Genomic DNA, 13,719 nt, shown 5'->3' on the forward strand with positions numbered 1-13,719 from the left:
ACTAATTAATGCCGCCTCTGATTTATTGATCTCTCTTTTCTGGAGGCTTTACGTCATCAGCATCTATAGTGGTTCGATCGTTCAACAGCAACCGTAAACTATACTATCGCCTGCACTGTTGACTGTTAACAATTAACAGTTAACAGTTAACATCATGAGGAGTGCAACCGGAATTGATATGATGCAAGAACTGTAAAGAAACCCGGTTGGGAGTGTGTATTTCATCAACCTGGAATACGCTGTATTATAGCTATAAACCGGGTTTTTGGGAAAATACACGCCTGAAAACCCTCAATCTCAAAAAAACCGGGTTTCTTTGGGTTTGATGCGTAAGTCTCAATTATTATAAACTACCAGACTTAAGATCGATCGCCTAACAGTTCTTCTGCTACCAATCCTTTCTGAATGGCGAGCACTGCTGCTTGAGTGCGATCGCGCACTTCTAACTTTTGCAAAATCGCGTGAACGTGCACCCGCACAGTCCCCGGCACAATGTACAATATTTGTGCAATTTCCTGATTGCTTTTCCCACTAGCAACTAAAGCCAATATTTCCTGTTCTCGCTTCGTCAGCGGATTGTCTAAAACTTCCGATTTTCCCCCGACTTTCACAGGTTCAGGATGAGTAAAAACTGCCCTAATTTCCGCAGTTGCGCCCTTATCCCACCAAGAAGCGCCCGACGCTACCGATCGAATTGCCAAAACCAAAGTTTCCGCCGCAATTCCCTTGAGACAATATCCGTGAGCTCCCGCAGCCATCAATCTTTCAATTAACGATTTTTGGGAATGGGATGTTAAAATTAAAATGGGAATTTCTGGATGTCGCTGTTTAATTTGGCGGCACGCTTCAATACCACCAATTCCCGGCAAACCTACATCCAAAACCACCACATCCGGCAAGTATTCTTGAGTCAATTCAACCGCAGTTTCGCCATCTTCCGCCTCGGCAATTATTTGCAAGCAACTTTCCTGCTGCAATCGAGTTTGCAGTCCCAACCGAAACAGTTCGTCGTCTTCAACTAGCAGAATTCGTAAGGGAGAATTAGGTTTCATTGGCGGAGATTGCTGGTAGTCGGAATCCAAACAAAGCACCGTGGGGTAATTTGTTTTCTGCCCAAATTATACCGCCGTGCGCGTCAATAATTTGGCGAGATAAGTATAATCCCAATCCCGATCCTTTAGCTTGTCGATCGCTATTTCCTTGATAAAAACGCTCGAATAGGTGCGAGAGTTCCCCTGCGGTAATTCCCAACCCGCTATCGCTCACTTTCACTACCTGATAATTTGAATGAGATGCCATCACAATTTCTACTTTGCCGCCTCGGGGAGAATGGTTGAGCGCGTTTGTTAGCAAATTAACAAAAACGCGCTGGAGTTGGACTGCATCGCCGTTTACCCACAAAGAGCGACGGAAATCTGACTCTCCGTAACTCGTACTAATATAAACTCGACGCGCCGCCGATAAATCTGCGAGTGTGGCAATTACCTCTGTTGCTAAAGCTACTAAATTTACAGGAGCAAGTTGCAGTTTCAAACCTTCAGTATCGTTGCGGTAAATATCTAACAGGGTTTCTACTAATTGTAGCGACATTTTGTGCGATCGCGCCATTGTTTCGAGAACCTTTTGCTGACTGGGAGTAACATCGCCAAATTTTGCCGATTTAAAAGCTTTAATTGTTTCTATCGCCCCCAGCATCGGCGTTTTCAAGTCGTGAGTCAAAGTAGAGACAAAATCCTCTCGGATGCTGGCTAGCTGCTGCTGAGACTGCAACTGAGCTTTGGCGACTGCGATCGCTTCTTGGTACTGCTGGTTGCGATCGCTCAAATATCCCGTCACTCCCAAAGCCATAACTGCGATCGCTCTATTTGCAACAGTTGCTAGGGCGATCGTTTCTCCAGGAGGGATAAACACATTCAACAGAGTCAAAGCTGCCGCTACCAGCGTAATTTGTAATTTCCCCAACCGACTCAAGCGCGAATTTGCCAGTATAATCGGCCCCGTGTATAAGTATCCAAACAGATACTCCGAGGGAGTGCTAAATTCCAGCGCGATCACAATAGCAAACAAAATGGCGATCGACCATCTTCCGCGCAAATACTTCTCTTGAAGTAGTACATTTTGGGGGATTTTCAATAAGCTTTTAAACATTCCTAATTAATCCATTTTAAAATGACCATTCCCGGAAAGATTGACCCTCATAAATCTGGATTTTTTACCCAAAAACTCAATTTTAGCCCCTAATTGTGCTAAAAACCCTATTTTTTGAGTCGGAGTGTGTAATATCAATTCCGGTTGCACTCATACATGATGTTAACAGCCAACGGTCAACAGTCAACAGTCAACAGTCAACAGTCAACAGTCAACAGTTAACAGTGAATTTACTATTCTGCTGAAGAGAGGATTTGATATAAGTCCTGAAATATTCAGTACATTGTCCCGCAAAAAATAGCGTTTACACAGCATCTATACCTGCAAGTATAGATTTTAAACATCATCTAAACAGTCGCCTATTACTAAAAATATATAGCAAACAATCACAAATTCTAAACAGTAACTTATATCTTAAGACTAATTATCAAACACCCCAAAATTCTGTAGACTAATCAATAAGAGTAAACCTAACCTTGCGGCCTACGGGAGTCGTTCATGAGCTTTGTAGAACCAAAACTCATTCAAGTACCCATCCAATTTAACAGCAGTTATTGCGGCATAGCACTAAGTGCAATACAATTGCCCGATAACTGCTATTGCTTGGGATTAACAAGAGAAAACCGATTAATTCTAGCCAGCGAAATTCCAACGATTTTCTGCGGAGATCGTATCTTAGCAGTAGCAATTAATCGGGCGATAGGCTGCGAACTAGAAGTAACCTTAAAGAAAACTCACCCCGTTTTGTGGACTTCCTTCCGAAGCCATTTTCCGAGGAGTGAAGCGCATTTATTCAACAACGAGGATTTTTTAACTAAGTTATGCTGCAAGGATTAACTCAAATCGGATTAACCCTAATCATTTTAATCGCGATCGCGCCCATCTTGGGCAATTACATGGCGCGGGTGTACATGGGAGAACGAACCATCCTCGATCCCGCCATTAAACCAGTAGAACAACTCATCTATAAAGCAGGCAACATCCGTGGTGTAGATTCCATGACAGGCTGGCAATATGCGCGATCGCTATTATACAGCAATGTAGCAATGGGCATATTTGTTTTTCTAATCTTCATGCTTCAGGGAGTGCTACCTTTAAATCCCACCAGCCTCAGCGCACCAACCTGGGATACCGCCCTACACACAACAATTTCATTCCTCACAAATACCGACCAACAGCATTACTCCGGCGAGACAACATATAGTTATCTATCGCAGTTAACTTTGGGTTTTTTAATGTTTACCTCAGCCGCCACAGGTTTAGCAGTAGGAATCGCCTTTATTCGGGGACTGACCGGCCGCCCGTTAGGTAACTTTTACATCGATTTAATTCAATCAATTACCAGAATTCTCCTGCCATTATCTTTAATAATCGCCTTGCTATTGCTAATTTCAGGAGTACCCGAAACCCTCGCGGGTCCAGAAGTTGCCACCACCTTAGAAGGAGGCAGACAAGTAATTGCCCGCGGCCCAGTAGCTCACTTTGAAAGCATCAAACAACTAGGAGAAAACGGCGGCGGATTTTTTGCCATTAACTCGGCTCACCCCTTTGAAAATCCCAACCCTTTTACTAACCTGCTGGAAACACTAGCAATGGTTTCCATCCCAGCAGCGCTGATTCACACCTACGGCAAATTTGCCAACAACAAAAAGCAGGGATGGCTGATTTTTTGGATGGTATTTATAATTTATGTTGTCTTGATTGGCACTGCCGCAATTGGCGAATATCAAGGCAATCCTCAAGTCAATAATTTACTGGGTTCCGTGCAACCAAATTTAGAAGGTAAAGAAGTTAGATTTGGCTGGTCGCAAACCGCCCTTTGGGCCGTGACTACAACTGGCACAATGTGCGGCGCCGTGAACGGAATGCACGATTCTTTAATGCCTCCCGCAGGTTTTGCTACTCTGTCTAACTTGTTTCTGCAAATTGTTTGGGGCGGACAAGGAACCGGAACAGCTTACTTATTTATTTACCTGATTTTGAGCGTATTTCTCACAGGATTGATGGTGGGTAGAACGCCGGAATTTTTGGGACGTAAAATTGAAAAGCAGGAAATTGTTTTAGCCAGCGTGGTTTTGTTAGTTCACCCGATCGCAGTTTTAATCCCTGGCGCAATTACCCTCGCCTTTACCGACAGCTTGAGCGGCATCAGCAACCCCGGATTTCACGGCATTTCACAGGTGATGTACGAATACGCTTCAGCCGCAGCTAACAACGGTTCAGGCTTTGAAGGATTAGGAGATTCTCAACCCGCAGCAACAGGACTGTGGTGGAATTTAAGCACCTGTTTTAGTTTGCTTTTAGGGCGCTACGTTCCGATTTTTGCCCTGCTGCTTTTAGCTGACAGCATGACAAACAAACAACTGGTTCCCGAAACAACCGGAACACTAAGAACCGATTCCATTTTATTCACCAGCGTCACAGCAGGAGTAATCATAATTCTGGGCGCGCTGACATTTTTCCCTGTCCTAGCTTTGGGGCCAATTGCAGAAGGATTTGAAATTAGCAGCGCTAAGTTGGAACCAGCACCGATAACTGCGCCACCTTTAGCAACGCCTTCGCCTTTCACAACGCCTTTAGCAACGCCTTCGCCTTTAGTAACACCAACACCAGAAGCGACAACACCCAAAGCAACACCAACTCCTCCACCTCAATAGCAAAAAATTGTCAATCTCACCCTCCTCTTTCTCCGTGTTCTCTGTGTCCTCTGCGGTTCATTAAAAATCCAAATTATGGCTTCTTCCAATACCCCCAATTCTCAGAAAAATTCCCGTTCCAGAGGCCCTCGCGAGTCTCGCAAACATACGCCCAAAGCAAATACAAAAGGGCTTTATCAAAGAGCTTTCAAAGAAGCTTTTGTCAAGCTAAACCCGCGGGTGATGCTGAAAAATCCAGTAATGTTTGTGGTGTGGGTAGGCACAATTGTGACTGCACTTTTGACGATCGACCCCACGCTGTTCGGCCCGGTTCCCGGCGAAAATCAGAGAGTTTTCAACGGTTTAGTCACATTTATTTTGTTCTTCACTTTGGTATTTGCTAATTTTGCGGAAGCGGTAGCAGAAGGGCGCGGCAAAGCGCAAGCAGACGCGCTGCGATCGACCAAAGCCGACACCACAGCCCGCAAACTCTTACCAGACGGTTCAATTCAAGAAGTAAGTTCGACAGCCCTGAGACGCGGCGATCAAATTAAAGTGATCGCAGGCGATGTCATTCCCGCTGACGGCGAAGTGATCGCAGGTGTCGCGTCGGTGGACGAATCTGCGATCACCGGCGAATCCGCCCCAGTGCTCAAGGAACCGGGTTCGGACATCGCCAGTTCCGTTACCGGCGGGACGCGCATCCTTTCCGACGAACTGACGCTGCGGGTGATGGCCGACCCCGGTAAGGGGTTTTTGGACAGGATGATCGCGCTGGTGGAGGGCGCAGAACGCTCGAAAACGCCGAACGAGATCGCGCTGACGGTGCTGCTGGCGGTGCTGACTCTGGTGTTTTTGATTGTGGTGTCAACGATTCCGCCGATCGGCAATTATGTGAAAACTCCTGTGGGCGTGGTGACGCTGATTTCGCTGCTGGTGGCGCTGATTCCAACAACCATTGGCGGTTTGTTGAGCGCGATCGGCATTGCGGGGATGGATCGCGTTGCTCAATTTAACGTCATAGCGACCTCTGGGCGCGCCGTAGAGGCTTGCGGTGACGTGAATACACTGATTTTGGACAAAACGGGGACGATCACGCTGGGCAACCGTTTAGCCGAGGAATTCATTCCGGTCAACGGTCACTCGCTGGATCAGGTTGCGAGTGTGGCGCTGGCTGCTAGCGTGTTTGACGAGACTCCAGAGGGAAAGTCGATCGTCCGTTTGGCGGAAAAGTTGGGCGCTACAGCAAAATTCGATCGCACCAGCGCCACCGGCCTAGATTTTTCCGCCAAAACCCGGATGTCGGGTACCGATTTACCCGATGGTACGGAGGTTCGCAAGGGTGCGGTGGATGCGGTGAAGGGTTTTGTGCGATCGCGCGGCGGCAATTTCGGCTCGGATCTCGATGCAGCTTACGAGCGAGTTTCGCGCTTGGGAGGCACGCCGTTAGCTGTTTGTCAAGGTAGCGACACCTACGGAATTATCTATTTGAAAGATATTATTAAACCCGGAATTCGCGATCGGTTTGACCAACTCCGAAAAATGGGAATTCGCACCATCATGCTCACCGGAGATAACCGAATTACAGCATCAGTAATTGCCGACGAAGCCGGAGTTGACGACTTCATTGCCGAAGCAACTCCAGAGGACAAAATCGAAGTAATTCGCAAGCAACAAGCAGAAGGCAAATTAGTAGCAATGACGGGAGACGGAACCAACGACGCACCCGCCCTAGCCCAAGCAAACGTGGGACTCGCGATGAATTCTGGAACCCAAGCCGCGAAAGAAGCTGCAAACATGGTGGACTTAGATTCTGACCCCACCAAACTAATTGACTTAGTGACAATTGGCAAACAATTGCTGATTACTCGCGGCGCGCTGACTACATTTTCCCTAGCCAACGACATCGCCAAATATTTTGCAATTATTCCCGCCATGTTTGCCCCCGTTGGCGCATTAAACATCATGGGTTTAGCCAGCGGTCAATCAGCAATTTTATCCGCATTAGTTTACAATGCTTTAATTATTCCCGCATTGATTCCCCTAGCATTAACCGGGGTAAAATTTCGACCGCTGACAGCAAATCAACTATTGCAGCGGAACATTTTAATCTACGGATTGGGCGGAGCAGTCGCGCCGTTTATCGCCATCAAAATAATCGATGTTTTGATTGTCGCCGTCGGATTAGCATAGAAGAAGTCAGTAGTCAGTAGTTGTAGGTTGTTAGTTGGCAGTTGGTAGTTGGCAGTTGGTAGGAGCGGTGCCCCCATCCCCGCCCTCTTAGTAGTCATTAGTCATTAGTCATTAGTTATCGCCTCCTTTAAAACTCGTTTCCTAGTAAAACTTATGAACGCAGATATAGAGGCTCTAGATCTACTTTAGAACACCAAAAATTGGAGAAATTATGAAACGGAACGATTTGCTCAATGATGTTTTACCCAGAAATTTTAAAGAAACAATTGAGTTAGCACAAATGCTCTGGCAGCGGCATCCAATCCCGGTACAGCTATTTCTGGCAATGTGCTTTAACTTAATAATTGCACCCGCTGTTTATGCCGCTGCGGATGAAGGTTTGACCAAAAAAGCTGCATGGGGTTTAAGTCTTTTGGGTTTACTAATAGTCGCGCTCGCAGTTTATTTGTTGGTCGTGATTTTTCAGCCGGAAAAATTTTAGGCAAATATCAAAAATCAATAATTACCAAGTAGCTAATCTTTGAGGCAGATAAATTATGAGAGAGATAATCAGAGCGATTCGCGTGACCTTAGTTTTGTGGGGAATCACCGCAATTATTTATCCCTTAATCGTGCTAGTAATCGGTCAAGTCGCCTTCAACTCGCAGGCGAATGGCAGCTTAATTACTAAGCAGGGAGTTGTAGTCGGTTCATCGTTAATCGGTCAATCATTCACCTCGGAAAAGTATTTTTGGAGCCGCCCCAGTACCACAAATTACAGCAGCTTTGTGGCTACTGATCTCGACCCGACAAAGGCAGATAATTTAGCTCAAAGAACTGGCGTTTCGGGAGCTAGCAATCTTGCTCCCAGTAACTCGGATTTGCTGAATCGAGGCAATGAAAAAGATGGTTTCCAAGGGGTGCAAGTAGAATTAGCCCGCCTCAACCAAGCTGGCATCAAACCGACTGCTGATTTAGTCTACACCTCCGGTTCTAGCCTCGATCCGCACATTAGTGTAGAATCAGCTAGGGCGCAAATTGAGCGGATAGCAAAAGTGCGATTGATCAATCTCAATCAAGTAGAAATGTTGGTATCCAAAAATACAGATGGCCGATTTCTCGGAATTTTCGGCGAACCTGGAGTTAACGTCCTCAAACTAAATTTAGCTCTCGACAGTTTACAATAATTTAGAGTCAGTAGTCAGTAGTCATTAGTCATTAGTCATTAGGGAATTGTTAGCTGTTGACAGTTGACTGTTGACAGTTAACTGTTGACTGTTAACTGTTGACTGTTGACTGTTAACTGCCAACTGCCAACTGCCAACTACCAACTGCCAACTACCAACTGCCAACTGCCAACTACCAACTGCCAACTGCCAACTGCCAACTAACAACTACCAACTGCCAACTACCAACTAACAACTGCCAACTGCCAACTGCCAACTAACAACTGCCAACTGCCAACTGCCAACTGCCAACTTATCTATTAAGCTATGATTCACTCTAGCGAACTCACCAACAATTCAGACGCGGTTTATGCCCAAACTAACCGCAATTGCGATCGCACCCGCCGGGGAAAGCACAAAATATTTATCGGCATGGCCCCCGGTGTGGGCAAAACTTTCCGAATGCTGGAAGAAGGGCATCGACTCAAATTAGAAGGCATTGACGTGGTTGTTGGACTGTTAGAAACCCACGGGCGAAAAGAAACCGCCGAAAAAGGAAAAGGATTAGAAATAGTGCCGCGAAAACAAATGCTGCGCGGCGAAAAAATGCTAGCCGAAATGGATGTGGAAGCGGTCATATTGCGCTGCCCCCAATTAGCATTAATTGACGAACTCGCCCATACAAATATTCCTGGTTCTCAGCGAGAAAAACGATATCAAGATGTCGAAGAAGTTCTGAATGCTGGAATTGATGTTTTCTCCACCCTCAACATTCAGCACATCGAAAGCCTCAACGATTTAGTAGCGCGAATTACCGGAGTTGTAGTCAGAGAAAGAATTCCCGATCGCATTCTAGAAGAAGCTGACGAAGTAGTGGTTATCGATGTCACGCCGGAAACTTTAGAGACACGGTTGCGAGAAGGCAAAATTTATGCACCCGAAAAAATTGAACAATCTTTAAAAAACTTTTTCCAGCGCCGTCATTTAATTGCTTTGCGAGAACTCGCCCTGCGAGAAGTTGCAGACAACGTTGAAGAGGACGCAGCAACTTTAAAAGGTCAATATTGCAACATTCACGAACGAGTTTTAGTATGCGTCTCGACTTATCCCAATTCCTTGCAACTGCTGCGGCGGGGCGGGAGGATTGCTAACTACATGAATGCTCCCTTTTATGCTTTGTTTGTTAACGATCCAGACAAATTTTTAACAAAAGCAGAAAGCTTGCACGTTGAAACTTGTGAGAAACTCTGTCAGGAATTTAACGGACAATTTTTGCGAGTCAACGGTAATAAAATAGCCAAAGCAATTTCCGATGTAGCTAAAGAGTATCGCATTACTCAAATTGTGATCGGTGAAAGCCAGCAATCGCGGTGGAAATTGCTGCTGCGGGGTTCTTTGACTCAACAGTTAGTGCGATCGCTCAAACACGTAGATTTGCACATCATCGCTACCGAAAAAAGTCATTAGTCAGTTGTTAGTTGGCAGTTGTTAGTTGTTAGTTGTTAGTTGTTAGTTGTTAGTTGTTAGTTGTTAGTTGTTAGTTGTTAGTTGTTAGTTATTAGTTGTTAGTTGTTAGTTGTTAGTTGTTAGTTATTAGTTGTTAGTTGTTAGTTGTTAGTTGTTAGTCATCAGTCATCAGTCATTTGTAACAAATAACACATAACAGATAACAAATAACAAATAGATATAACTTTTGGAGGATAACAGACTCTAGCGGTTGGTAGATGCGCCAGAAGCTTTTACCTGTTAAAATCGCACTTGTTAAACCTGATTAAAAGTGCGATCGCTATGGTAGATAATTACATTCTCAACTTGCTAGCGATTGGCATCCTCCTGCTGACAGTCACCTTGGGTTCGGGATGGATTTCGCGATTGCCACTGTCTTATGCCTTAATTTATTTAATTGTCGGTATCGGATTGGGGCCCTACGGCACCAAGCTGATTGACTTGCGCCCCGAAGCTCAATTTTTACAAAGACTCACAGAATTTGTAGTTATTGTTTCTTTGTTCAGTTGCGGCTTAAAAATGAATCGCCCGCTACAATTTTGGGCTTGGAATTCCACAGCGCGGTTGATCGGTTTTTTAATGCCAATTTCGATTTTTGCGGTAGCCGCCGTCGCTCATTGGTTTGTGAAATTAGATTGGGGCACGGCGATTTTACTGGGAGCAATTCTCGCGCCCACAGATCCAGTTTTAGCCTCAGAAGTTCAGTTAGCTGATATAGACGATCGCGATGAATTGCGTTTTGGTTTAACATCCGAAGGCGGCTTAAATGATGCTTTAGCTTTTCCCTTTGTTTATTTCGGCATTTATGCGATCAAAGATAACAACTGGTCGAACTGGTTTTCGCAGTGGGTAGCAGTTGACTTGATTTGGGCGATCGCAGCAGGTATCGTTATGGGCATTTTAGTAGCTAAAGCCGTCACCTGGATCGATCGCCAACTCCAACGCTACCGACCCGCCGATCAATTAATGGAAGATTTCATTGCTCTCAGCACAATTCTGCTCACATATTCCCTCACCGAAGTAGTCAACGGCTACGGATTTCTAGCAGTTTTTGTAGCAGGAATTGTCGTGCAGCGGAGTTACCGAAACCCAGAAAAACCGCTTTCCCAAATGCACTTTACCGAGCGCATTGAAAAGTTAATGGAAGTAGGAACTATTTTACTCTTAGGTTCGCTCCTGCGCCTAGAACCTATGCTCGCTTATGGAGGCTACTCGCTCTTAGTAGCTGGATTGTTAATCTTTTTTATCCGGCCTGTGGGAGCTTGGATCAGTACGATCGGCAGTCCTTTGCATCCCGCCAGCCGCTTGCTGTGCGGTTGGTTTGGCATTCGTGGTGTCGGTTCTATCTATTATCTTACCTATGCTTTTGGTAAAGGTTTAAAAGGCGAAACTGGCGAGAAAATTGCTTGGATTACCTTTTCAACCATCATACTTTCTGTGATTTTGCACGGCATTAGTTCCACCCCATTGATGAACTGGTACGAGCGACGCATTAAACCAAAAGTACCCGATTTAATTTAATTCAGTAAGGTGCGTGACTTTAATCGTCCTGGACGCAACTGTCACACAACAATCGACTTGTAGGGTGCGTCAGACGAAGTTCTCTAACGGCGATCGGGAATTTCGGGAGCTGACGCACCTTACTGTATAATCTAAAATCGACTTGTAGGGTGCGTCAGGCGAAGTTCTCTAACGACACCGAAAGAAAAGAAGATTATAATTTTTTGGATAACTCTAATATAAACGTTCGCGGAATCAAACATGGATCGATTTGAATTTCAGCTAGCAATGCTGCAACAAGGAGCAGAGCAACTAGAGACAAAAATAGCTAACTTCAATACAATTTTGCTGCAGTTAAAAACTGCGGCAATTACCATTTGGGTAGCGTTGATTGGTTGGGTGTTTGCCAACAAAATAGATGCCTTGGTTCCGCTGGGATATGTTGTAATTTTTGGTTTCTGGTTTTTAGAAGCAACCTACTGGAGGGTGCAATTTTATCACATACAAAGAGTCCATGCAATCACCCAATTCTTGAATGATGAAAGGGCCTTAGATGAAAGTTTTAAGACCCGTTCTATACCGGAAGGTTTAGTTCACCCGCTCGGTTTTTTGAAAATATTTAAAGTGCCTTCTTTAGGTCGAGCTATCTGCGCTCCATCAATCTATATTTTTTATACCTTTTTGTTTGCTGTTAATTCGGTCGTTTGGTTGATAACTCTTAAAGCAGCCCTCTAACTGAGTAAGATCCCAATGTGCGAGCGACCGGACAATATCTTCCATCCCAACTAAGGAATGAAAAATAAATAAGGTGACTAATAGAGAAATAGTTTACCTTGGATCGATGCTTCTGGGGTTTAATTGTGCAAGTTATTTATTTTTCATTCCTTAGCCTACGAAAGAGCGCTGAAGCGCAACTACATACCTATGACTGGTAAGTAGTTGCGCTTCAGCGCCATAAGGAATGAAAAATAAATAAGGTGACTAATAGAGCAATAGTTTACCTTGGATCGAGGCTTCTGGGGTTTAATTGTGCAAGTTATTTATTTTTCATTCCTAACTAAAAGTGTAAATTGGAGGTTCAATTTGCTTGGTACTCCAAAAAACGGTTGCTTTCTGTATCGTTTGGGTTAAGAGTTCGCCTGTTCTCTCCTTAATACTCTGTTGGTTATTTTCAAATAACCAGAACTGTTCGCGATCGACTTCTGCTACGACAGCAACCTCTTATATTCAGGACTTAGACAACTGGCATACTCAAATCAAGCTGTAGGGTGAGTCAGGTGAATTTCTAGAACGATTATTGAGGGTTTAAAAATCTGACGCACCTTACTAATTGTGACTATTTCCAATTTTAAAAGGATACGATAATGCAGTCCTTGCACGCCGCTAAACTGGTTTCACCCCAACTAATAAAGCGAGTTCCCGCCACTTCCAATAACAATCTACCTCACCAAAACCAATTTCCCTAAACCAGCGCAATTGCGTTTCCATATCGAGCAATTTATTAGACGGATCGTCGGGGGAATCGCTAATACCAAGCGCCTCTCGAAACTTCTCGTGTAAAGCCTTTGTTGGGGACGCTACGTGCTCCAAATTGCAAAAAATGCCTCCGGGTTCCAAAAGCTCAAAAATCTCGGTGTAGAGGGCTAATTTGCGATCGTTATTTACGTGATGAATCGCAAAACTAGAAACGATCGCATCAAACTTGCCCAAATCCGGCAGCGATTCGTCAAAATTGTGCTCGATTACCGTGACATTCTTGTCATCAGCAAAACGAATTCTGGCTTTTTCCAGCATTGTCGGCGAAAAGTCGATCGCCACACACTCAACATTCGGGCGATCGCACTTCAGCAAACCCAACAACCGTCCATCACCCGTGCCCACATCCAGAATCCGGCGCACAGTTTGCGGCACTTCCTCCAACAAAACCGCTTCACCTTCAGTGCGGTGAGGAATGCCATCAGCCTTAGCCAGATACCACAAAGCGTGTTCCGCCGAAGCCCAAAGATTGACTTGACTCATAATTTTTTAACCCTCATAAATCTCGCCATTTTTGCGAGTAAAAATCCAACTATTACCGTCAGCTTTAGCAATTAAATCATCATCGGGATAATTTGCTGAATCTCCCGGAGTGCGATCGCCAATTTCCAGATAAACAACAACAGAATTCGTGCGGTTAACCAAATGATGCCCATCAGCATCACCAGCCCGAAAACCCGCCGCCATACCCGGTTGCAGCACTTCCTCACCCGCATTAGAAATCAAAGTCACTTCCCCTTCCAGAACATAGACTAACTCATCTTGACGACTGTGCCAATGTCGGAGAGCAGAACAACTTCCCGGCGCCAGCCTCACCAAATTCACCCCAAAATTCTGCAATCCTGCAGCATCGCCCAAGCGTTTTTTCACCCTTCCCGCCACAGCAGATTGAAATTGCAGGGGATATTTAGAGCCTGTAATATCCGGCACATTTTCAGGATCAACAATCATAAGGACTACCAAATTTACGTCTCGTAGTTGTTAGAGTCGATAGGGGCATTTCTACCCCTACCTCTCCTTCAGAACCGGACATGAAACTTTCGCCTCATCCGGCT

12 protein-coding genes are annotated in these 13,719 nt (G+C 45.0%); 7 read left to right on the plus strand and 5 right to left on the minus strand.

Annotated elements, in window-relative coordinates; translation table 11 throughout:
* Nucleotides 1-359 precede the first annotated feature (359 nt).
* Nucleotides 360-1,052 (minus strand): response regulator transcription factor, encoded by a 693-nt coding sequence (locus QUB13_RS24595; RefSeq protein ID WP_194066094.1) that lies wholly within the window; start codon nt 1,050-1,052, stop codon nt 360-362.
* Nucleotides 1,042-2,148, minus strand: coding sequence for a sensor histidine kinase (locus QUB13_RS24600; protein WP_333386076.1), 1,107 nt, complete (start codon nt 2,146-2,148; stop codon nt 1,042-1,044). Before QUB13_RS24600 ends, QUB13_RS24595 begins: the two co-directional genes overlap by 11 nt.
* Nucleotides 2,149-2,969: 821 nt before the next feature.
* On the opposite strand from QUB13_RS24600, the gene kdpA reads away from it, so the two are divergent.
* The 4 genes from kdpA (at nt 2,970) to kdpC (ending at nt 8,143) form a co-directional block, all read left to right on the plus strand.
* Nucleotides 2,970-4,805 carry a potassium-transporting ATPase subunit KdpA gene (gene kdpA / locus QUB13_RS24605; protein ID WP_333386078.1) on the plus strand — a complete coding sequence of 612 codons (1,836 nt, stop codon included), beginning with the start codon at nt 2,970-2,972 and terminating at the stop codon, nt 4,803-4,805.
* 75 nt (nt 4,806-4,880) lie between these two features.
* Nucleotides 4,881-6,977 carry a potassium-transporting ATPase subunit KdpB gene (gene kdpB, locus QUB13_RS24610; protein WP_333386081.1) on the plus strand — a complete coding sequence of 699 codons (2,097 nt, stop codon included), beginning with the start codon at nt 4,881-4,883 and terminating at the stop codon, nt 6,975-6,977.
* A gap of 211 nt (nt 6,978-7,188) precedes the next feature.
* Nucleotides 7,189-7,458 (plus strand): K(+)-transporting ATPase subunit F, encoded by a 270-nt coding sequence (gene kdpF / locus QUB13_RS24615; protein ID WP_333386084.1) that lies wholly within the window; start codon nt 7,189-7,191, stop codon nt 7,456-7,458.
* Nucleotides 7,459-7,513: 55 nt separating this feature from the next.
* Nucleotides 7,514-8,143: a K(+)-transporting ATPase subunit C gene (gene kdpC, locus QUB13_RS24620; protein WP_333386087.1), complete on the plus strand. Its 630-nt coding sequence runs from the start codon at nt 7,514-7,516 to the stop codon at nt 8,141-8,143.
* 24 nt (nt 8,144-8,167) lie between these two features.
* Here the strand turns inward: kdpC and QUB13_RS24625 are convergent, their stop codons facing one another.
* Entirely contained in the window at nt 8,168-8,350 is a 183-nt protein-coding gene (locus QUB13_RS24625; protein ID WP_333386091.1) for a hypothetical protein, read from the minus strand.
* Between the two features lie 99 nt (nt 8,351-8,449).
* Here QUB13_RS24625 and QUB13_RS24630 point away from each other — a divergent pair, with 99 nt between their 5' ends.
* The 3 genes from QUB13_RS24630 (at nt 8,450) to QUB13_RS24640 (ending at nt 11,863) form a co-directional block, all read left to right on the plus strand.
* Nucleotides 8,450-9,589, plus strand: coding sequence for a universal stress protein (locus QUB13_RS24630; protein ID WP_333386094.1), 1,140 nt, complete (start codon nt 8,450-8,452; stop codon nt 9,587-9,589).
* 291 nt (nt 9,590-9,880) lie between these two features.
* Complete coding sequence (locus QUB13_RS24635) at nt 9,881-11,149, plus strand: cation:proton antiporter (RefSeq protein WP_333386097.1); 1,269 nt, start codon at nt 9,881-9,883, stop codon at nt 11,147-11,149.
* Nucleotides 11,150-11,389: 240 nt separating this feature from the next.
* Nucleotides 11,390-11,863: a hypothetical protein gene (locus tag QUB13_RS24640; RefSeq protein ID WP_194012048.1), complete on the plus strand. Its 474-nt coding sequence runs from the start codon at nt 11,390-11,392 to the stop codon at nt 11,861-11,863.
* A gap of 648 nt (nt 11,864-12,511) precedes the next feature.
* Here QUB13_RS24640 and QUB13_RS24645 read toward each other — a convergent pair.
* Together QUB13_RS24645 and QUB13_RS24650 are read right to left on the minus strand one after the other, a co-directional pair.
* Nucleotides 12,512-13,147 (minus strand): class I SAM-dependent methyltransferase, encoded by a 636-nt coding sequence (locus QUB13_RS24645; protein WP_333386100.1) that lies wholly within the window; start codon nt 13,145-13,147, stop codon nt 12,512-12,514.
* A 6-nt stretch (nt 13,148-13,153) separates the two neighbouring features.
* The gene (locus tag QUB13_RS24650; protein WP_333386103.1) at nt 13,154-13,615 is read right to left on the minus strand and encodes a cupin domain-containing protein; all 462 of its coding nucleotides are present in this window, start codon (nt 13,613-13,615) and stop codon (nt 13,154-13,156) included.
* Nucleotides 13,616-13,719: the final 104 nt, after the last annotated feature.

This window comes from Microcoleus sp. B4-D4, from assembly GCF_036705185.1.
Lineage (GTDB): Bacteria > Cyanobacteriota > Cyanobacteriia > Cyanobacteriales > Microcoleaceae > Microcoleus.

What these genes read in the sequence shown, in the direction of transcription:
- QUB13_RS24595 (WP_194066094.1), bottom strand. Translation starts at nt 1,052, where the DNA reads ATGAAACCTAATTCTCCCTTACGAATTCTGCTAGTTGAAGACGACGAA.
- QUB13_RS24600 (WP_333386076.1), bottom strand. Translation starts at nt 2,148, where the DNA reads ATGTTTAAAAGCTTATTGAAAATCCCCCAAAATGTACTACTTCAAGAG.
- kdpA (WP_333386078.1), top strand. Translation starts at nt 2,970, where the DNA reads ATGCTGCAAGGATTAACTCAAATCGGATTAACCCTAATCATTTTAATC.
- kdpB (WP_333386081.1), top strand. Translation starts at nt 4,881, where the DNA reads ATGGCTTCTTCCAATACCCCCAATTCTCAGAAAAATTCCCGTTCCAGA.
- kdpF (WP_333386084.1), top strand. Translation starts at nt 7,189, where the DNA reads ATGAAACGGAACGATTTGCTCAATGATGTTTTACCCAGAAATTTTAAA.
- kdpC (WP_333386087.1), top strand. Translation starts at nt 7,514, where the DNA reads ATGAGAGAGATAATCAGAGCGATTCGCGTGACCTTAGTTTTGTGGGGA.
- QUB13_RS24630 (WP_333386094.1), top strand. Translation starts at nt 8,450, where the DNA reads ATGATTCACTCTAGCGAACTCACCAACAATTCAGACGCGGTTTATGCC.
- QUB13_RS24640 (WP_194012048.1), top strand. Translation starts at nt 11,390, where the DNA reads ATGGATCGATTTGAATTTCAGCTAGCAATGCTGCAACAAGGAGCAGAG.
- QUB13_RS24645 (WP_333386100.1), bottom strand. Translation starts at nt 13,147, where the DNA reads ATGAGTCAAGTCAATCTTTGGGCTTCGGCGGAACACGCTTTGTGGTAT.
- QUB13_RS24650 (WP_333386103.1), bottom strand. Translation starts at nt 13,615, where the DNA reads ATGATTGTTGATCCTGAAAATGTGCCGGATATTACAGGCTCTAAATAT.